This is a genomic window from Pseudoalteromonas sp. L23, from assembly GCF_021728455.1.
In the GTDB taxonomy this organism is placed as follows: Bacteria; Pseudomonadota; Gammaproteobacteria; order Enterobacterales; family Alteromonadaceae; genus Pseudoalteromonas.
The window spans coordinates 159,387-180,354 of sequence record NZ_JAKKCW010000007.1 but is presented as its reverse complement, the minus strand read 5'-3'; the positions used below and the strand labels follow the sequence as shown (position 1 = coordinate 180,354).

The 20,968-nt window shown below is 43.4% G+C and carries 15 protein-coding genes; 8 read left to right on the top strand and 7 right to left on the bottom strand.

Translation table 11 applies throughout. The annotated features are described in order from the left end of the window. The first annotated feature begins 14 nt into the window (after positions 1 to 14). The 5 genes from L3V43_RS13490 (at position 15) to L3V43_RS13470 (ending at position 7,056) form a co-directional block, all read left to right on the top strand. Positions 15 to 941, top strand: coding sequence for an MvdC/MvdD family ATP grasp protein (locus L3V43_RS13490; protein ID WP_010607025.1), 927 nt, complete (start codon positions 15 to 17; stop codon positions 939 to 941). Positions 942 to 1,019: 78 nt separating this feature from the next. Beyond that, entirely contained in the window at positions 1,020 to 1,163 is a 144-nt protein-coding gene (locus L3V43_RS13485) for a hypothetical protein (protein WP_157757260.1), read from the top strand. A 963-nt stretch (positions 1,164 to 2,126) separates the two neighbouring features. Further along, a complete protein-coding gene (glmU, locus tag L3V43_RS13480; protein ID WP_010607024.1) occupies positions 2,127 to 3,485 on the top strand; it encodes a bifunctional UDP-N-acetylglucosamine diphosphorylase/glucosamine-1-phosphate N-acetyltransferase GlmU in 1,359 nt (452 codons plus the stop codon). A 163-nt stretch (positions 3,486 to 3,648) separates the two neighbouring features. Further along, positions 3,649 to 4,893 carry an HlyD family efflux transporter periplasmic adaptor subunit gene (locus L3V43_RS13475; protein WP_010607022.1) on the top strand — a complete coding sequence of 415 codons (1,245 nt, stop codon included), beginning with the start codon at positions 3,649 to 3,651 and terminating at the stop codon, positions 4,891 to 4,893. A gap of 18 nt (positions 4,894 to 4,911) precedes the next feature. Next, complete coding sequence (locus L3V43_RS13470; RefSeq protein ID WP_102057807.1) at positions 4,912 to 7,056, top strand: peptidase domain-containing ABC transporter; 2,145 nt, start codon at positions 4,912 to 4,914, stop codon at positions 7,054 to 7,056. Positions 7,057 to 7,091: 35 nt separating this feature from the next. Here the strand turns inward: L3V43_RS13470 and L3V43_RS13465 are convergent, their stop codons facing one another. Continuing rightward, complete coding sequence (locus L3V43_RS13465; RefSeq protein WP_010606994.1) at positions 7,092 to 7,280, bottom strand: hypothetical protein; 189 nt, start codon at positions 7,278 to 7,280, stop codon at positions 7,092 to 7,094. A 233-nt stretch (positions 7,281 to 7,513) separates the two neighbouring features. Between L3V43_RS13465 and L3V43_RS13460 the strand changes: the two genes are divergently transcribed. Together L3V43_RS13460 and L3V43_RS13455 are read left to right on the top strand one after the other, a co-directional pair. Continuing rightward, positions 7,514 to 8,719 (top strand): lanthionine synthetase C family protein, encoded by a 1,206-nt coding sequence (locus tag L3V43_RS13460; RefSeq protein ID WP_237116696.1) that lies wholly within the window; start codon positions 7,514 to 7,516, stop codon positions 8,717 to 8,719. Between the two features lie 9 nt (positions 8,720 to 8,728). After that, positions 8,729 to 11,857, top strand: coding sequence for a lantibiotic dehydratase (locus L3V43_RS13455; protein WP_237116697.1), 3,129 nt, complete (start codon positions 8,729 to 8,731; stop codon positions 11,855 to 11,857). Between the two features lie 45 nt (positions 11,858 to 11,902). Here L3V43_RS13455 and L3V43_RS13450 read toward each other — a convergent pair whose 3' ends face one another. Next, positions 11,903 to 13,468, bottom strand: a complete 1,566-nt coding sequence (locus L3V43_RS13450) for an NAD(P)-binding domain-containing protein (protein ID WP_102057804.1) — start codon at positions 13,466 to 13,468, stop codon at positions 11,903 to 11,905. A gap of 236 nt (positions 13,469 to 13,704) precedes the next feature. Here L3V43_RS13450 and L3V43_RS13445 point away from each other — a divergent pair, with 236 nt between their 5' ends. Continuing rightward, positions 13,705 to 14,223 (top strand): hypothetical protein, encoded by a 519-nt coding sequence (locus tag L3V43_RS13445; RefSeq protein WP_102057803.1) that lies wholly within the window; start codon positions 13,705 to 13,707, stop codon positions 14,221 to 14,223. 49 nt (positions 14,224 to 14,272) lie between these two features. Here L3V43_RS13445 and L3V43_RS13440 read toward each other — a convergent pair whose 3' ends face one another. From L3V43_RS13440 to L3V43_RS13420, 5 genes are all read right to left on the bottom strand, one after another. After that, positions 14,273 to 14,446 carry a hypothetical protein gene (locus tag L3V43_RS13440; RefSeq protein WP_017218574.1) on the bottom strand — a complete coding sequence of 58 codons (174 nt, stop codon included), beginning with the start codon at positions 14,444 to 14,446 and terminating at the stop codon, positions 14,273 to 14,275. 228 nt (positions 14,447 to 14,674) lie between these two features. Continuing rightward, positions 14,675 to 17,221, bottom strand: a complete 2,547-nt coding sequence (locus tag L3V43_RS13435; protein WP_237116698.1) for a family 20 glycosylhydrolase — start codon at positions 17,219 to 17,221, stop codon at positions 14,675 to 14,677. Continuing rightward, positions 17,211 to 18,086, bottom strand: a complete 876-nt coding sequence (locus tag L3V43_RS13430) for an ROK family protein (protein WP_237116699.1) — start codon at positions 18,084 to 18,086, stop codon at positions 17,211 to 17,213. Before L3V43_RS13430 ends, L3V43_RS13435 begins: the two co-directional genes overlap by 11 nt. A 6-nt stretch (positions 18,087 to 18,092) precedes the next feature. Next, on the bottom strand, positions 18,093 to 19,358 hold the full coding sequence (locus L3V43_RS13425) for an MFS transporter (protein WP_237116700.1): 1,266 nt from the start codon (positions 19,356 to 19,358) through the stop codon (positions 18,093 to 18,095). 106 nt (positions 19,359 to 19,464) lie between these two features. Next, positions 19,465 to 20,952 carry a tryptophan halogenase family protein gene (locus tag L3V43_RS13420; RefSeq protein ID WP_237116701.1) on the bottom strand — a complete coding sequence of 496 codons (1,488 nt, stop codon included), beginning with the start codon at positions 20,950 to 20,952 and terminating at the stop codon, positions 19,465 to 19,467. Positions 20,953 to 20,968 lie beyond the last annotated feature (16 nt).

The following is a 20,968-nucleotide window of genomic DNA, read 5'->3' as shown; positions in this document are numbered from 1 at the left end:
GGCTTAGAGTAAAAATGGCAATTATTGTTATGGGACAAGTTGAAGATGCTCATACCCAGCATATGTTTCAACAGTTAAAGCGCTGTCGAGATGAGGTATACCATTTTCAATCACATGATTTTCCGTCAAAGTGTCAGTTGAGTTTTGATTTCGTAGATAATAAACATTCGATAAGCCTTGCCTGTGGAACACAGATTTCTCTTGATGATATTGAGGCTGTGTACTGGCGAAATTTTTCTGGGGTGAGTGATGAATCGACACGTGAGAATGTGGGCAGTTTGGATAGCTTAGCAGCACAGGACAGCATGGCTACTATCCGCACTTGGATGCAGTTAAACAATAATACTCGCTGGTTTAATAGCTGGGCGGCATATCAATATCATTTGGAGAAACCGAGGCAGTTGGCCAGAGTAAAAGAGCTCGGCTGCCTGGTGCCTAGTACTTATATCGGTAATGAGCTTCAAGCGATCCAAGCGGCATATAAGGCTTTTGATAAAGCGATATTCAAACCAGTTTATGGCGGTGCATATACGGAATGGCTAACTGCTCAGCATATTGACCCAGAGCATGCTCTCGTTGCTCTGCAAAAGTCACCCATCACTGTGCAAGAGTATATTGAAGGCACAAATGTACGTACATTTGTGGTTGATGGCAGAGTTGCTTCAGTTGCAATTGACAGCAACAGTGTTGATTTTAGAGAAGATGATCTTGCAAGTATGCGATTGGTCAATACGCCTTTAAGTATAAAGAGCCAAGCGATCGCCGTAACGAAAGCGTTGCAACTTAACTGGACCGCGATTGACTGGAGACGAACGGCGACTGGTGAGTACTATTTCCTTGAAGCTAATCCCTCACCGATGTTTCTCGGTGTAGAAGAACGCACTGAAGTGCCAATCACAAAATGGCTGATAGATGCGATGACAGAAAGTAAAAATAAATAATTTTAACTGTTTTGGTATAAATCGGGTGGCGGCCCTCTCGTATCAAAACTTACTTGTAGATGTAATAAGGAGAAAACTATGCATCCATTTTCATTAAATAAAGCGCAGCAAAAGAAAGTAAACGGTGGTTTACCTATTAAAGATCTGAAGAAAGAGACGCAGCCTGCTGGTTGTGTTGAAGGTGGCGGTATCATTCCACCTGATTTCTTTAAAGATATGTAATTAAAAAAGAGCCAGAGTGTACGCTTTGGCTCTTTTTTTATACTTTTTAAGTAAGCAGTCTTTAAAACTATTATTTTTTGGATTTTTAAATGAAACCGTAGTTAGCGTGACTAAAAATGGTAAAGTTTATATAAATCAATAAATTATTGTTATGGCGCAGCAAAATAAAAACCCAAGTCATTCTACAAGTGGAAATTCTGGTGATTGAGACCGTGACCAAGACCAGCAATAGTTTTGCTGTCTTTATAACACGAGGGGTTAGATATTGAACTCGAGTTATTTGTTAAAGATTCTATTTTCTGTGGTCTCTTTTAATGTTTTCTACTTACTTTTTACTCTTTTCTTTGAAAGAGACTTTGACTTTTATGTCTCAATTTTTGGCAGTTTTGGTATTCTATTCTCGATATTTGTTTTTTCATCCGAAGATGAGTGAGTTAATTGTTTTTAACGAACCTGAGATTTACAAAAACTAAAATTGCCGTTGAGTTGTGAAGTTTATCTTATCCGGCAATGTATTAGCTCTATGCTTTTGGTAACTCTACCTACGAAACCGTTGTATAGCTATTTTTGAGCTCTTTCATTATCTTCAGTGTTTCCGTCAGCTTAGTTGTCATGCATATCATGGGATCACTATAATTGGCGCACAGTGTTTGAGATTCATCTATATGTGGCTGGTGTAGGTTGATGAGCTGTTCGCTGCCCATTGAAAGGAACGCTCTCGATACCGGATAAAAAGCTGTGTGCGGATAAACACTCTCATTATCAATAGTTTCTTTTTCAGCCGGATACTCTCTTACGTTTCTGAACAATCCCCGCTACAATATTGCAAAATTTGTACTGAGTAAGTACTTATCTGCCTGCTAATTTTAGGTATCGCGATGCACATAGAAGTGATGGCGTTAAAGGCGTAAGTATAGAAAAGTACACCTGTTTAACTGACACAAGAAAAAGGATCCTGTGTTCATGCCATTAAATACAATTATTCTGGCTGCGGGTAAAGGTACCCGCATGCGCTCAAAACTGCCAAAAGTACTTCACCCTATTGCAGGAAAGCCAATGGTGCAGCATGTCATCGATAATGCGGTGTCTCTTGGGGCGCAATCGACCAATTTAGTATTCGGACATGGTGCGCAGCAATTAAAAACTGCTTTGGCACATAACGAAGTAAATTGGGTTCATCAAGCTGAGCAATTAGGTACTGGTCACGCGGTTGCGGTTGCGAAAGAGCATATTGGAGATGAAGATAAAGTTTTAATCCTCTATGGTGATGTTCCACTGACAAAAAAGAGCACGTTACAGCGTTTACTAAATGTGACGCCAGATAATGGCCTTGCTGTACTCACTGTCGATTTAGCAAATCCAACGGGCTACGGCCGTATGTTACGTGAAAACGGCAAATTAGTTGGTATTGTGGAGCAAAAAGATGCGTCTGCTGAGCAACTTGCTATTACCGAAATCAATACAGGCATAATGGCGGCAAATGGTGGGCTACTAAAGAAATGGCTTGGACAGTTATCTAATAATAATGCACAAGGTGAATACTATCTCACTGACATCGTTGCTATGGCGCACAGTGAAGGGATAGAGATTACTTCTGCACAGCCTGATGACGAAATGGAAGTTGAAGGTGCGAACAACCGTGTGCAGCTTGCTGCTTTAGAGCGTGCCTATCAGGCTTGGCAAGCAGAAGCTTTGATGGTTAACGGTGCAAGTCTAGCGGATCCTGCTCGTATTGATGTCCGTGGTCAAGTAACGACCGGCGAAGATGTTCAGATTGATGTTAACGTGATATTTGAAGGTCATGTTGAAATTGGCGATGATGTCGTCATTGGCCCAAACTGCGTACTTAAAAACTGTAAAATCGGTAATGGTGTTGTAATTAAAGCCAATACCCTTATCGAAGATGCACTGGTCGCTGATAAATGCACTTTAGGTCCATTTGCTCGCCTGCGTCCTGGGGCGATAATGGAAGAAGACTCTCATATTGGTAACTTTGTAGAGATGAAGAAGTCGCGCCTAGGTAAAGGATCAAAAGCTAATCACTTAACTTACCTCGGTGATGCCGAAATAGGTGAAAAAGTGAATATTGGTGCTGGTACCATTACTTGTAATTACGACGGCGTTAATAAGTCAAAAACCATCATTGGAGACAATGCTTTTATCGGCTCAAATTCATCACTAGTTGCACCTGTTGAGATCGGTAGCACGGCAACGATTGGTGCGGGCTCTGTTATTACGTCAACTGTAAAAGATGAGCAGCTAGCAGTAGCGCGTGGAAAGCAGCGCAACTTAGATGGCTGGCAACGCCCAATTAAAAAGTAGTAATGTTATTTCATTATTACTTTCATAGAGATAGGTTTAAATTTCTCTAACTTTTAGTAGGGCAAGTTATGACTTGCCTTATTTCATTCCTTTCTGTTACCGCCCGTGGTACATTGTATTTTCAATAAAAAAATATTAACAATAATATTACCCAATAAGTGCTATGGAAAATTTATTTCGCCGTGAGGTGTTTGAGCATAAGCAGCATCGCTTAGAGGGCACAATTAGCTTAATCCAACCACCTGTATTTAAAACGCTGGGGTTACTCATTTTAACGGTTGTGATTTTAAGCATCGTGTTTCTATCAAGTGGTAGCTATACCAGAAAGGAAAGAGTATCTGGCGTTATTGAACCCAGTGGTGGGCTACTGCGCGTTGCTGCAATGCAACAAGGTGTGGTGTCCGAAGTGTTGGTCAAAGAAGGGGAGCAGGTCGCTGCAGGACAACCTTTACTGCGTATTGCATCCGCAAAACATAGCACCGAAGCCACTGAGTTAAATCAAGCATTATTGAATCAATATCGCTTTCAACAAAAGAACTTGCTACAGCAGATAGAGCAACTGCGTGGACAGTACCAACTTGATATAGAAGAGCTGCAGCAACAAGAAACCACCGCAAGAGAAAAGCTAAAAGAGCTTGAGAGCCAAGCGGCCACGTTCCAAGAGCGGCTGCTACTCAATCAAGATTTGGTATCACAAATTGCAACCTTAAAAGGCACTGGGTATATTTCTGAACTTGAATTACAGCGCCAAAAAGACACTTTGCTTTCACTAAAGCAGCAAGCTTCTTCAATTCGCTCAGAGCGTATAGCGCTAGAATCGCAGCTTAAAAACATCAAAAATCAATTAGCTAAATTGCCAATTGAACACCAAAACCGAATTTCTCAGCTGCAATCACAACAAGCTGATCTACTGATCCAAATCTCGTCCATTGAGCAGGAACGACTTGGTGAAGTCCGTGCTACCCAATCAGGTATAGTCACAGGATTGCTTGCTAAGCTTGGTAAAAATGTTTCCATGGGACAGCATTTACTGACCCTTATCCCTGAGCATAGTGATATGCAAGCTATTGTTTATATACCAACTTCAGCTTTTGGTTTTATCAAAGAAGGTCAGGAAACTAAATTGCGCTATCATGCGTTTCCCTACGAAAAGTTTGGTATTTACAAAGGGAAAATTGTGGAGCTTAGTAACAGCGTTATTTTGCCCGAAGAAACCAATATGCCTGGTATTATTCAAGAGCCCGCTTATCGAGTCGTGGTTGAGTTAGACGAACAAGCTGTCAAAGCATATGGTAAAGACACAGCTTTGCGGGCTGGTATGACTTTGGATGCCGATATTGTGGTCGAAGAAAGGTCCTTGTTGCGCTGGTTATTTGACCCAGTATTTAGCATTAAAGGCCAGTTATAAGAAGTAAAAAGGGTTGATATGGAAATGGAACACGAAGGCGCGGCCAGCAAGTTAGAGTTTTGGTCACGGAAATCTTTACCTGTGATCATTCAATCGGAGGCTGCTGAGTGTGGTCTTGCGAGCCTTGCTATGGTTGCTGGATATCACGGTTACCATACTGACTTAACGCGTCTGAGACAGCGCTTTAGTATTTCAATCGAGGGGTGTACGCTGCTCGATATTATGCACTTTGCTGAAAAACTTCATTTAACCTCAAGACCACTTCGGATTGAACTTGAAGATCTTGATGCACTGCAAACTCCGGCTATTTTACATTGGAACATGAATCACTTTGTGGTACTGAAAAAGGCCAACGAAAAACGTATTGTGATCCATGATCCAGCCAGTGGTGAAAAAACCTATACGATGGAAGAGGCTTCTAAACACTTTACAGGAGTGGCACTGGAGCTGACTCCAACAAAGGAGTTCGAAAAGAAAGAGCAAAAAGCGAGTCTTAGATTTGCTGACTTCTGGAGCCGTATCACTGGCTTAAAACGTTCGTTACTGCTTATTTTTATGCTTTCTATTTTGCTGCAAGTGTTTACGCTTGCTGCACCATATTATATCCAATTGGTGATAGACGATGTCATACTAACCGGGGATACCTCATTACTTACTGTGCTTGCGGTTGGATTCTTTTTAGTACTATTGTTTGAGATAGCCACCAATGCACTGCGGGGCTTTACGTTACTGCATTTTGGCAATCAAATGAATATTCAGTTGGGAGCTAATCTCTTTCACCATTTAGTACGTCTACCCATTACCTATTTTGAAAAGCGCCATATGGGGGATGTTGTTTCACGGTTTGGCTCTCTTCAGCAAGTAAAGCAGCTACTTACAACAGGAGTAATCGAAGCCATCATTGACGGTTTAATGGCGATAATCACTCTAGCGATGATCTTCTTCTATAGCCCCATGCTATCTGCCGTCGTAGTTATCGCCGTTATTGCTTACGCGATTATCCGAATTGCTATGTATAAACCATTTCGCAATATCAGTGAGCAGGAAATTATGGCGCGCGCTGAAGAAAACTCCAACTTTATGGAAACGGTACGCGGAATTCAGACGATTAAATTGTTTGGTTCAGAGGTTAAGCGAGAAGGGCAGTGGCAAAATCGTTACGCTAGTGCGATTAACCACAATATCCGCTTGGGCAATTTTAAAATTGGTTATGACGCGATTAACCGAGCACTGTTTGGTGTTGAGAATATCATCGTCGTTTATTTAGCTGCACATCTCGTTATTGCTGGTGGATTTAGCACAGGGATGCTGTTTGCTTTTATGTCTTACAAGCGTCAATTTATGGATAAAACCGCTAACCTAATCGAGAAACTCATAGAGTTTAAAATGCTGGGTCTACATTTTGACCGCATTGCCGATATTGCTTTAACAGACAAAGAAGAGTTGCAACCTGATCAATATCGTAAACTGAATATTGAAGGCAAAATAGAGGTGAAGAATGTTTCCTTTGCGTATTCTGATGCAACACCAAATGTTATTGAAAAACTAAACTTAACAATCAATGCGGGTGAGTCAGTAGCAATCACAGGGCCTTCCGGTTGTGGTAAGTCGACGTTACTTAAGTTAATGCTGGGGCTAAATAAACCATCCAGTGGTGAAGTTTTGGTGGATGGCATATCTCTTAGCCAAGTTGGTGCAAGACAGTATCGTCAGCAGATAGCTGCGGTGATGCAAGACGATGAGCTCCTATCCGGTACTGTGGCTGATAATATTGCCTTTTTTGATTCACCAATCAATATGGAAAAAGTGGTGCATTGTGCTCAATTAGCAGCTATCCATGATGATATTAGCGATATGCCAATGGGCTATGACAGCCTGATTGGTGATATGGGGTCGAGCTTATCCGGCGGTCAAAAGCAGCGGATCATCTTGGCGCGTGCTCTGTATAAAGACCCTAAGATTCTGTTTATGGATGAAGCAACAAGCCACCTTGATACGGGGCTGGAAGAAGATATCAATGAAGCGGTATCGCGGTTGAAAATTACCCGTGTGATCATTGCGCACCGTAAAGAAACTATCGCCTCGGCTGACAGAGAAATCAAGCTCAAAAAGCCGATGCATAGTGAGGGTGAGGAGCAAACGTCAACATCTGATTCAGAATAAATAAAGCGAGCACAGAGCTCGCTTGATATGTATCTTTATGGGATCTGACAGGTGTGCTCACGGCAAGAGCGGTTACGACCTGTCCAACAGTCACCGTAGCGATCAGTGAATAAGGCTGCTGCAGGAGATTTACCACCAGCAATCTGAGGTGTCATATTCGCTGGAATAGATTTGCTGTCGTTGGAAAGCGCTTTTATACACTTTTTGTTTAGTGCTAATTTCATTTGTTGTTCCTTACTTTTGCGGTTAATAACAATCCTTTATTTCAATCCTTTTAACCCCCCAAACTCAAAGGGCGTACAAAAAAACTAGTTCTAGTTAGGGTGAATGTCAATTCTTTGTTTGTTTTGTGTTTATCTGTATTTCTTGTGTGTCAAAGTTTGAGTTTGACTGAACAAAAGGTTAACTTACCTGTAGTGAAGACAAAATTAAAAACAGAATTTGAACAAGGATAAGTATGCTAATGCCATTAGATATAGAAAAAAAAGAACTCATCCTGGCTATGGTAGAAAAGCTGGCTAAGCAGGTAGAGTCAGACCTAGAAATGCTAGACCGTAATGGTTTGCTCAGTGGTCTTGCTGGGCACTTATTGTTTTTATTTCGAGCGGCGAACTTTAATGATGCTTGGGTCGATGAGGAAAAATTTCATCTGGCGCTAGATAAGCTCCAAAACGAATTGGCGGAACAAACCCCGGAACTGAGTTCAGGGTTAGCTGGGCAGGCGTGGGTGCTTGAATATTTTAACCAGTATGACGACGAAGATTATGACCCTGAGCTGCTGGAGGAGATAGATCACTTCTTTGCAACGGCACTTGATTTTACTCCTTGGACGGGAGAAATTGAAATGGTGCTCGGCCTAGCTGGTTATTCACCCTATATCTCACGTCGCGCAAAGAGAACTAAACAAAGCACATTATTTGATCGGTTAGTGACGGGTTATGAATCGGTTGCTGTAGAGTTGAGTGATCAGCAGATCGCTTGGTCTCAGCCAAAACAATCCGTATATCGTTTCGATAAAGAAGATACGGAAAGTCATGAGTTTAATTTGGGACTAGCGCATGGCGTACCTGGCATTATTGCCGCACTTCTTCCCGCGCTTCAGGATCAAAAGGTAAAATTGCGCGCGCAGAAGCTAGTTATCGCGGGTTGTGATTGGCTGCTTGAACAACAAAGTCATGCAGAGGATAAGAAGGCGTGCTTTGGCTCATGTGCAGGCGACGAGCACCATTCTCGGTTAGGTTGGTGCTATGGTGACTTAACTATTGCGTTGACACTTGCAAGAGCTGGGCATGCGCTTGATAAGCCAAGGTATGTTGAGCAGGCATTGGAAATTGCTTTGTTTAACGTGGATAGAGATGCAACACAAGGCCATATTAACGATGCTGGACTTTGTCATGGTTTTTTTGGGTTGGTAACCATTTATCAACTACTCAACCAAGTTATGCCTCATCCTAAGTTACAGCAGGCCGCCTTAACTTGGCTAGATTATGGCTTAAATCAGTACCAAGAACGTGGACTAGAAGCCCTGTATTCATATAACGGTCTGGAAAAGGCACATCAGGAAGATCATAGCTTTTTAATGGGTTATTCTGGTATTGGCCTTGCTTTAATTGGCGTGTTAGATGACAACCTAGATTGGGTTGATTGTTTGCTAATGAGTTAAGGAGTGACTATGTCAGCTAAAATATCAACAGATTCCTTTTTTGTATTAAGGACACCAAAGCTGCCGATTGAAACCTTGTTCAATCAACAAGATACTAATGCTATGCTGAGTGCCTGGCTCGCCACACCTGGTGTGGTGGAAGCCCTTTATGTTGCAAGTCCTTCGTTGCTCGAACGCTTGGAACAGTGGCGCGAAAAGCCAAACTCTAAACAAGGTAAAAAAGTTGCTTTAGCACTGCTGAGATATTTAATTCGGATGTCATCTCGTCCTACACCTTTTGGTCTTTTTTCGGGGATCCATACGGGTAAAATTGGCTCAGAAACTCGACTTGTGAGTGATAACGCAGAGCATGATTCCCGCAAAACTCGTTTAGATATGTTTCTATTATCAGCTGTTCGCTCTCATTTAGCCGAAACGGAAGCAAAATCGGATAGTTTGTCCTATTTACCAAATCCTTCCCATTACTTCATAGCAGATCAGTGTCGTTATATAGAAACTTACCTTTCTGATGACTCGATGCAATATCGCCTAAGTGCAGTCGATAGTGATGAATACTTCATCACTATGTTGGAGCTTGCGAAGCAAAAGCTCAGCTTTTCTCAGCTAATTGAGCAATTTTGTCACCGCTATAACGAAGCTGAATATGATGAAGTTAGCGCCTATCTAGAAGAGCTCATTAGCGAAGGGGTGTTAATTCCTGATATTCCGCTACCTCTTACCGGTGATAGCCCCGACATCGCGCTAATTAAAGCACTGAAAACCATCGCGCCAGCAGAGATTTATACTAAGGTGGAGCAAGCAGTTAATGACCTTGCTATTATGGATGAAAAGGGACATGCAACGCCTGAAGAATATCAAACCATTTTTAATTACCTCTCTGAATTACCAGTAAAAGTTCAAGAAAACAAACTGTTTCAATCGGATACTTATCGCGCGTTTTTGCATTGCGAAATGTCACGACAAGAAGTTGCGAGAGTGAACAAGCAGCTGCAATTGATTGCGAGTTTGAATCGCAGCACTAAGCAGAATCCACTTGAAAATTTTATTTCTAAGTTTAACGCGCGATTTGAAGGACAATTTGTGCCTTTGGACATGGTATTGGATGATGAGTCGGGTATCAGTGTCTCAACAGAAACTGGTTATGATGCCCCTCTTGTGGGTGGTTTGCAGTTGGGTCGAGCGAATAGCGGTCAATCTAGTTCCCCTGAATATACTGAACTGGATCACATTATTGAGCAGGCAGTTACATTGCCAAGCAATTTAGGTACAAGCTGTGTGGCTCTTACCAGTAGTGAGTTGAAACAAAGAGTTAAGGATAAAGTAGAACTTAACTTGCCACGTTCAATGGCTGTAATGTTGAGTTTATTTGAGGACGAAAAGTCTAATCCCGTATTTAAGTTCAACGGTTGTTACGGGCCGTCTGCGGCCAATCTTTTGGGTCGCTTCTGTCACCTTGATGAAACATTAAAAGAATCGGTTATTCATCATTTAGAGCAAGAACTTAGTCACAGTGAAGACGTTATCTTCGCTGAAATTGTACATATGCCCGAAGGAAGACCCGGTAACGTAATTGCGAGGCCACATTTACGACAATACGAAATCGTCTTCATGGCGGACAGTTCACTTGACCCTGAATACCAGATCCCGCTAAGTGATTTATACGTTTGGGTCGAAAGCCAGCAGGTTAAACTCTGGAGTAAGCGGTTAGATAAGCGCATTATTCCTCGCTTATCCAGTGCGCATAACTTCTCTGCCAGAAGCTTGAGTGCTTATAAATTCCTTTGTATGTTGCAACATCAAGAAAGTGAAACGCCCAAGTTTTCACTGCCCTCGAGCCTAAGAAACGCAACCTATGTCCCACGTATCATGTTAGATAACCTGATTCTGCATGAGAAAACATGGCGTATTGAGCGCAAAGAGCTTGAGGCGTTGCTGGTTAATCAGAGCATCGAAGAAAATAAGCTTCAACAACTCAAAGATAAGTATTTGTTAGACGATTGGGTGAGCTTTGCTGCAGGTGATAATGTGCTAACTTTGAGTTTGAGCCAAAGTGCGATGGTAGAAGTTTTGTTGATGGAAACCAAAGGCCGTCATACGGTTGAGCTCAGTGAAGTGTTGGCATCTCAATTTACACCACGAGTAACAGATACACAGGGTCGTCATTATACTAATGAAATCATTGTTCCTTTACTTAATGAGAGTGCAGCTTCTCACACGCACTACATTGAAAAACCGTTAGAAAATATTACGGCTACACCAATCTCTCGGCGTTTTAGTGCTGGTTCCGAGTGGCTTAGCTTAAAAATATATTCAGGTAATACTATTGTTGAGCAGCTGCTTTATGAGCAGTTATTGCCGCTTATTGAGGAAAATAGCGCATTATTCGATAAGTGGTTCTTTATTCGTTATGGCGATCCTGACTGGCATCTACGCTTACGCTTCCAAGGCAAGCCAGAAGTACTTTGTGGAGAGCTATTGCCGAAACTTAATCAGCTGTTGTCACCTATGATAGAGAGCTCTCAGCTACATAAAGTTGAATTAATGACTTATGAGCGAGAGGTTGAGCGTTACGGCGGTCCGCAGTCTATGGCTTTGATTGAAAGCTTATTTATGTTTGACAGTGAGCTTATTGCAAAAAGTTGCCAGCTTGTCGCAGAGTTTGGTGAAGATGTCCGTTGGCGCGTCGCGTTAGCTTTTACTAATCGATTGCTAACGTTATTTAGCTATGATGCTGAACAAAAGCTATCGCTAATCTCTTCATTGCGCGCAGGGTTTGGTAAAGAATTTAATGAGAGTAGTGCGCTGAGAAAGCAGCTCGGCAATCGTTATCGCGACCATCAAACACAGCTCGATGATGACTTTGCGAAGCTTAATATTTCGAACCTAGCGCAATGTGATGAGGCTCAGCAAGCTATACTTGCACTGTTAGAAGGTTGGCAAATGCAGGCTGAGCCAGTGGTGAAGGAAATTCTGACGTTAGAAAAGTCAGGTTCGCTTAACCTGAGTACACAATCATTGCTGGGCTCTCTTTTACACATGCATAACAACCGTATGTTTAAAGCCTATGGTCGAGAGCAAGAATTTGTTATTCATGATATGTTGAGACGAAAATACTTTTCTGAATCTAAAGCCTTGTAGAGTATGAAAAGGTTGGCTTGATTGCCAACCTTTTTCATTTATGAGCTATGCTGATGCTTTATTTTGCATTTTTTCACCAGCAAGCTGTGGCAGTACTCGCTCAATGAATTGTTGAAGTGGTTTAACGTGCGCTTCTATGTCAGTCCAATCCGCTTCTAAGTCCTCAATAATATGATGAGTTTCTATCACCTCACCTTGATAGCAAAGTTCAATGATGGGGTGTAAGAATTTACTTAATTCCGCGTCAGTCGCGTTGTCTTTATGCACCCGAACCTGGTTGAACGGGTCACCTTCAATTGGCGCACCAAAGTCTAATGCTATCTGCAAATGATAGTGATCACCTAGGTGAGCATGGAGGTATGGACTTGGTAGGTGCTTGTAATACTGGGCCATACCGGTCTCAGATACTGTGACGGCATCCACCATAAAGCCATGTTGCTGCCATAGCGCGCTAGTCTCATTGATACGGCTGAGGATTGCGCTGCTAATTGCTTCTGGTGTGCCAAGGTGTTGATCGCATGCAAGCGCGGTATCGTGATGTTTTTGCTTTAACATCTCGACTAAAGCGCGGCTATTGTATCTAAAACCATGAATAAAGCCTGAAGTTGACTTACGATATTTGGTGGATTGAGTGAGCGTGCCTGCAAAGTAAAGACCTTTCACATTAATGGATTCAAAACTGCAATCTAGAGACGGGAAGCGGCCCTCAATCATTAAATCGGGTTTTGCGCTATCGGCAAAAACGCTGCTATCCATGGCAAACCCTGTACAACAAATGATCTCGTCATACTCTATGGTTTCTTGCTCTCCATTTGCGTGGGCATAACTAAAGTGCACGATAAAGCGGTCGTCTCGTTTCTCAATTAACTTAATGTCGGCGTCTAAGATAGCATTTTGAGATTTAAGCTGATAAGTATCTAAAATATTATTGTTTACGGCACGTAGGTCGCCAACATAGTGCGTCTTCCATGCCATATCTAAAGGATTTGGACTACAAACATGGATTAGACTTGTAGCAGGAATAAGGTGATCAGCCGTTTCGAAAGCGGAGTTTCCTTTACCGAGAATAAGTACGCGCTTGTTTGCAAACGGGGCCAAATCAATATTTAAGTCAGAGTATTGCGTCACTAACTCAATTCCCTCGATCTTTGGAATATAAGGTTTAGGGACGCCTGTACTAACGATAACGCGAGACGCTTCATATTGATCATTACTTGTTGTAGTTACTACAAAGTGCCCAGCAATTTTTTCGATGGACTTAACATGTTGGTTATAAGCAACATTTAGCTGATTTTGGTCGACATAATGATTGAGATATTTGACTAAATTATCTGCACTTGGGAAAAAGTTTTGGTCAAAGCTTGAAAAGTTTAGGCTGTAGTCATCAGTTAAAATTGAGTTCCAGTCGTGTCGTAAGTTGAACTCAGGGTTTGTCGAACCAGTATATACTTTATTAATTGAAATCAGTTTTCGGTGAATTGGGAATGTTTCGAAAAAACATCCTGCGCGCTGGCCTGACTCCAACATAAGGTAGGACAAGTCATTTTGTTTTAGATGATAAGCAGTTTGGACCCCCGCAGGGCCTGCGCCAATAATAAGATAATCAAGCATGTTCGTTGTTCCTTGTTGGTGTTGGTGCTGCAACAACTACTCTGACAGGGTAAGGTTCCCCGCTTTCCCTATTGCAGTTATGATATTAATTTGTTGTGTAATTGTTGTTTTAAAATGTGTATTAATTGTGTATTTGCAATGTTTTTTTACCAATGGTGGGATGACTGGTTCACCTTAAGTACGCAACCTGTGCATGAAGATTTATACTGACTGAGACACAATCAACGGAAATAAAAATGATGAAAAAATTCGGGCTCGCCATATTGGCGGTATTCAGCACGCTATCTTGGGCTAATGAAAAATTAAATGAAGAACTCTCGGTGTTTACACCTTATCTCGGTACTTGGCAATCGGACTTTGATGTAGCTACAGGTAAACCAAAGATGCAGGATGTGAGTCACTGGGAGCGGGCTTTAAATGGCACGGCTGTTCGTACCTTACATTCAATCAACGATGGCATGTACGGCGGAGAGTCATTAATTTTCTGGGATAAAAGTAAAAACAGTCTAGTGTTTTACTATTTTACGACGGCAGGGTTTTACACCCAAGGAACGATGGAAGTCCTGAGCCAGACCGAGTTTGTGGCATACGAAGATGTCATCAATAACAAAGATGGCATTACAAAGGTGAAATCAACCAGTAAATTTGAGAGTGGTCAATTTACGGTGTCGACACAATATTTGAAAAACGGCGAGTGGACTCAACCTGAGTCGCGTGTTTACACGAAAAGTGAGAAAGAGGTTAAATTTAAGTAAGCCTTAAAGTGCCTCCAATGAGGCACTGAACTGTGATATTTACTCTTGATTAGTAAATATCAGGGCAAGTGTGGCGACCACACGTATTGGCAACACAATGCGTTAGCCTGTCTTGGCTGAAGCGAAGCGCGCCGCCTGCAACTTGTGGAGTCATTACTGCAGGTACTGTTTGTTTGTCAGCAGATAGGGCTTTGATTTTCTTTTTGTTTAACGATAATTTCATTTCAGTATTCCTTCTAAACTAGATGCTCAGATTGAGCTACAAAAGTGGATTAACGCGAACTAATTTGTTTCGATTTTTTCGAACAAAAAAGAAACACAATTGCCAAGCTAAAACATATTGCTTACTTTTTCAACATTTTGCTTTCGAATGATTATGTGATGGGATATTTGGCAACAATGAAAACGCCAAGTACCTAATAAAGCACTCAGCGTTAAAAACCAGTTAGGCCTACTTTTTGTCTAAACTTAGCGATCTTCCCTTGCGCTCGGAGCCTAACCGAGCTGCCCTAAGTGCAAGTACGTTGCTTAGTGAAGTATTGAAGGTCACCCAATTGCCGTTTTCAAGCTGTGCTTCGATAACAAAACCCGGAATGGCGGTAAAAGCGTCGAGCTTTGCTCCAGATAGCTGTTTTGCGGCGACGACGGGAATGCGAAATTCAATTCCGGCTTGTGCTAATTTAGGTAGCTCTTGATTGCCCAAAATAGCCACGAATCGTTGCCAATCAGCTTCACGTTGCGCTTGTAACTTAGCCGTAAAATATCCGCTAGACTGGCTGTATATACGACCGGCTTGGTAGGGTAATTCCCACTCGGCATGGTGCCATGCACGCTCTGCAAGGGCCAATAGCCTTGGATAAAGCATGTATTCGGCTTGTGCATCACTGCGCAGCATTTCACTCCATAAGTGCCCTTGTAGCCCGGCAAACTTAACCCCTTTGTTTAGTGATGAGTCGCTGTCGTTGGCTATGTAGGAGTGGTTATTGGTATTTTTCCAGATCTCTGCATGTGCAGGAAGGTTGTCTGGCATAAATTCAAACATCTTCTTGCTTTCGATAGCACGGCTTGCCCAGTGATTACCACGCTCTTCTGGGTGAGATTGATATGGAAAGTCAAAGTAGGTTACATCAGGGCTAGACAAGACCACCTGCCAGCCCTGATTGGCGAAGCGATGCGCGACCGCGTGCCCGTTTTCGCTTAATGTCGCCCAAGCATTGCTCTGTACGTTTGCTGGCATATTCGCAGCACGTACATCACCTAAACCGTCGCTCCACCCTGCAACCTGTATTCCTTTCTTATCTAGCAGCTTTGCGATCCGTTCAATGAAGTAACCGTTAAAGTTGGTAAAATCTTTCACGCTTGCCTGCAATTTTTCACAAGCCGGCGACTCTAGCCAAGCACCTGCGGTTTCATCTGCACCTATATGGTAAGTGTTGAGTGGTACACCTGCACGGTCATGAAGTACTTTTACTTCGCTTAATACTTTGTCGATAAAGGTATAAGTGTTTGCAATACAGACATTTAGCGTGTTGTCGTTGTAATGCTGAATGGAGCTGTAACGCGTCTTGTCAGCAGCTTCTACTAATCGATATTGCTGCGCATCCTCTGGTTTGCCTTGTGCCATCAGCTTTTTATATCGCGCCTCCATGGCGATGATTGCAGCGCGTGAGTGACCAGGCATATCTAATGAGGGTAACACCTCGATATGATGCGCCTTGGCATAGCGCAGGATCTCAATATAATCCTCTGCAGAGTAAAAGCCATTCACTTGCGCGTTTTTATCATTCCCAGCGCCTAATTGCGGCAATAGGCAGCGAGTTTCGGTCAAATCAAAGCAGCGATAAGCGCCGACAGAGGTGAGTTCGTCAAGACCGTCGATGGCTAAGCGCCAGCCTTCATCATCCGCTAAATGAAGGTGCAGTTTATTTAGCTTATACGCCGCCATCTGTTCAATGGTTTGTAAAATAAAGGTTTTGGAGCGGAAGTTGCGGGCAACATCGACGTGTAAACCACGAAAGTCATACCTTGGTGTATCAATAATATCCACCATGGGAATACTCAAATCATTAATATCCAACAGTCCTGCAAGGCTTTGTAGCGCATAAAATGCAGCGGCGCTGTTATTGGCTTGGATTGAGATATTATTTTCGGCGACTGTCAGTTGATAATGTGGACTTGATTGCTTATTTGGCTTTACAGCGACATTAACTACAAGCCCGTCCTTGGTGCTTTTTACCCCAAGGGTATTGAGTCGCTGTTGTGCCATGGCGATAGCATCAGCTGAAATACCTGAAAGTTGCAGATTAATACCGGCTGCTAGATTGAGTCGTTTATCGGACAGTACAGTCAGTTGTTTAGGTTTTGGTATCAGCCCAATTGCAACATCAAGTGTTGGCTGCACTTGATGTTGATATAAGTATTCACTGCCCATCCACGGCGTGTCATCTTTACTGCTGGTTTGCAGCTGGTTGAGCGTATCAAATGGCGTCAGATAAGGTTGTAGCTCAAGTCCTGTATCGTTATCGCGCTGGGTTTGCGTGCTTTTGATCACTTGTGGGGTGAGCTTAAGCTGCGCGTCCGTTACAACATAATTTGGCATAAACTCCGAGCGCGTAACCTGAGAGTCCTTGGTATAAAAGCGCACGGTAGTGGGAGCACTTGAAAACCCACTAAACCCTGCTGCAGGCGTGATTTTGTGAATATCACCATTGATATGGGTGATGGCAAAGTTATCGCCCTCAACATGGTAAATCGGCATCAGTTGGCTAAAAAAGATAGCAAAGTCATTATTTGCCTTGGTATTTTCTTTAGCTACGCTAAAACTCAGCTCTGAGTAATAACACTTTTGCTGTGCCTTGGGGCAGGTGATCGGCTTGCTATCAAGCAAGGTGTACTTTACATCAAGATTTTGGCCTAACCAGTTTACAGCGGTTTGGTCGAGTGCATAAAGGGGTGACGACACCCCAAAAAGTAGGGCCATAAGCCGATTAAACTTCATTGGCTAGTTCCTTGTTATCATGGTTAATTTTATTGTGTTGAAACAATCCGTATGCCCCTAAAAGTGGCGCGTGATTTAAGGTGCTTGGAATGACACGAACGGATTGATATAAAGCATTGCCAAGCAATTGCTGCATCTTGGCTTCAAGTGCAGCGTTAAAATAGTCATATGAATGCGTCACGGAGCCGCCAAGTACAATGACATCTGGATTCAGCACCATGACTACTTGCGCGAGTGCATGACCAACGTGACTGCCAAAAATCTCAAATTGTTGTAGTGCAAATGGGTCGCCACTGAGTGCTTGTTCGGCCAACCATCTCCCTTCAATTCCTTGTCGCCCAAAGAACTGTCCTGAAGCATAATCTTCAATAATTCCATCAAGATAGCTTAAGTTGCCTAGCTCTCCTGCAGCACTATGGTTACCCGTATATAAATTACCGTTAAACACAAAACCGGCACCAATACCTGTGCCAAGGCATACGCCAATTAGGTTGTTGGCATGGTAGCCACCATATAAGTATTCACCAAATGCAAAGCAGTTTGCGTCATTATGGACAACAACGGGCAATGAAAAGTGCTGTTCTAACAACCGTTTCAGAGGCACATTTTGCCAATGAGGAATATTTTGTGTTGTCAGCACGGTGCCGCTGCACACATCCAGTGTGCTTGGTACGCCAATCGCAATACCGGTTGTTTCGGCCGTTAGGTTTTCTTCGATTAAACGAATAACAAAGGCATTAACTTGGTTCAAGTTGGCCTGACTAGGCACCGCATATTGGCGTACCTGCTCGATCTGAGTGTGTGCAACCGAAGCCACAAGCGCTTTGGTGCCACCGAAGTCAATACATAACAAAGAGTGATTCATCGTAATTTAACTATTTTCATTTAGAGGTTGAGACAGCGTCTTTCGGCTATTGCCAAAAGTCTTATTTTTAATCAAAGGATTAGCCCATACACCAACACTCAGAATATAGCTAAGTGGCAGTAGGAGTAGCAGGGCAGCAAGCTGTAAGTTGTTACTCAATTCAGCCGCAAAACCTATGATGGGAGACATAAATGCACCGCCAATGATCCCGGTACATAAAATCCCCGTGATTGCGCCATGGCCGGTTTTGAATGAATTTAATGCCAGAGCAAAGATGACCGACCACATAATGGAGAGAAAGAATCCCACAACTGGAAAAGCAATAAGCGCCACGGTAGTGTTACCGAATAACGCACTTAACAGTGCGATAGCGGCGCCAGAGCTGAATAAAATCAAAAGCTTTTGTGCATCAATGAGTTTAAGTAGTGCCAGTCCAAGTAAACAACCTAAGGTTAGGCATAACCAGAATTCGCTCACCACTTTTGCGCCTTCGATGGTTGGATCTAGGCCATGATACTGCTGCAAAAAGACGGAAATCAGGTTAGCTACACCTTGTTCTAGCGCGACATAAGCGGCGATGGCGGCAAAAAATTTCAGTACGGTTTTATCTTTAAAAAAGCCGATACTTTGTGACCAGCTTAACTGCTGCTTTTTCTGCTCGGGTACCGCGCTAAATGGCGTAAATTGCGAGAGTAATAGCATCACGACGCTTAGGATAGCGAATATCGCATAGATACTTAACCAGGTTTTATCTGCTGGGATAACACCAGACAGCGCTCCGCCAAATCCCTCTGCGGTGGTGACTTGAGACTGTAGTTTGCTATACACCAAAGGCGCGAGTGTTGCGGCAGCACCAAACATCAACTGCGCAAACACCGAAAGCACGGCAAAGTGTTCTGAACCACCGCTAGCGCGTAATAGTGGATTGATAGCCACTTGCAGTAATGCCATGGCACAGCCGAGCATAAACAACGCAACCATGGCAATGGCAAACGTTGGCATTAGCACAAAGGTCGTTGCACCAATTGCAGCAAGGGTAAATGCGAGCTGCATAACGGTTTTTTCTCCAAAACGCTGAACTAGCAGTCCCGCTGGAATAGACATCACACCGTAAGCGATAAAAAAGGCGAACGGGAAAAACCCCGCAAGCGTTAGACCTATGCTGTAACTTTCTATTAATGCTGGAAAAATCGCGCCTAAAATATTGGTGATAAAGGACACCGTAAAAAAGGTTGCCAATACTAAGGCAATCACTAGGTAGCTTTTTTTCATGTTGTATTTCCACCTTCATTAGAGAGCGGGTGATGGCGTGGCGATCTCGCTTGTGGGCAGACAAACAAAAAGATCAAGGGGAATCTCACCACCACCCGCAATTGGGTTATGCACGAAACGCTTGTGCTCGCTGTAATTGTTCCAGTGCTGTTGTATGGGCAGTAAAATGCTCATCACTAAGCTTCGTTAGATAGGCCTTGGCCGCTTGTTCGATATGCTGTGGTGCTTGATCAAAGGGCATTTGGCAGGTGCTATCGCGATGATCCATGCCGCCAAGTAAGCAATACCAACTGGGACGAATATAGGGTGAGTGCATCCTGTGTTGGTTGAGCCAAGCGTCAAAATCACCACCGCTACGCCAGTGTGTGAGCAGCTCATCGAGCTCGTTTAAGCTCAGTGCTGCGATTTTCGCATCTTGCCAATACGGTGAATCTGCGCGCTTGCTGGTGGCGTAATGTGCCAGTACATACTCTTTAATACCGAGCACCAGCTCTGACAGTTGTTGATTGATGGTTTGTGCCTCGAGCTGTTGCGAAAGCAGCCTATTTAATAACTCAATGCTATAACCTGTGACCATCAGCGCAGTGGCTTCGAGTGGTTCAATAAAGCTCTGTGCGAGGCCAATAGCAAACACATTGCCTTCAATACTGCGCGCCATCATGCCCACTTTCATGGTGAGATGTTTGGCTTGTCCTTTATCGAGTTGCGCGGCTTGGCGCAGTTGAGCCTCAGCCTCTTCGGGAGTGGTATGTGCGCTGCTGTACACGTAACCATGTCCGGTTCTGCCTTGTAGCGGGATCTGCCAGCGCCAGCCGCACGGCATCGCGATAGCAGAAGTACTTGAAGGTAGCGGGTTGATTTTAGCGCCGGCAATCGCGACAGCTGAATCATTGAGTAACTGATCTGCAAAGGAAATAAAGGGCACTTCGAGCGTTTTCTCTATCAGTAGGGCGTTAAACCCTGAGGCATCGACGTAAAAATCGCTTTTCACCTGCTCACCTGACTCAAGTGTCAGTGCAATAATTTCTTTGGCATGATGCTGTACGCTACTCACCGTACTTTGAATATGCTTTACGCCTCGCGCTAGGCTAAATGCCCTTAACCAATCCGCAAGTTTTTGCGCATCAAAGTGATAGCCGTACTCAAGCGCCCTTGGTAATGGACACTGTGGCAGAGGTGCTTGTTGCTTGTCGGCCAGCACTGCGGCTAAGAAGTAATGTTCGGGCTTATCTATATATTCGCTACCACGACGTCTGGCGTTGGCGTTGACAAAGTAAACTTCCGCTGTTTTTGCATCCATTTCAGAGAAGAAGGGATGGAAATAGCTGCCATTGTCGCCATTCCAGTTATCAAAATAGATCCCGGTTTTATAGCTTGCTTGGCACGCGGGCATCCAATCGCGCTCTTTCACACCAAGGCTTTGCATAAAAAGCTGCAAATGTGGCGTTGAGCCTTCGCCAACGCCAATTCTGCCAATACTCGATGACTCAATCACCGTGACCGATAAATTGGGTTGATGCTTAGCAAGGTAGGCTGCGCACATCCAACCGGCGGTACCGCCACCAAGGATGGTGAGTGACTGTATTGTTTTCATAGGCAAATGACCCCAG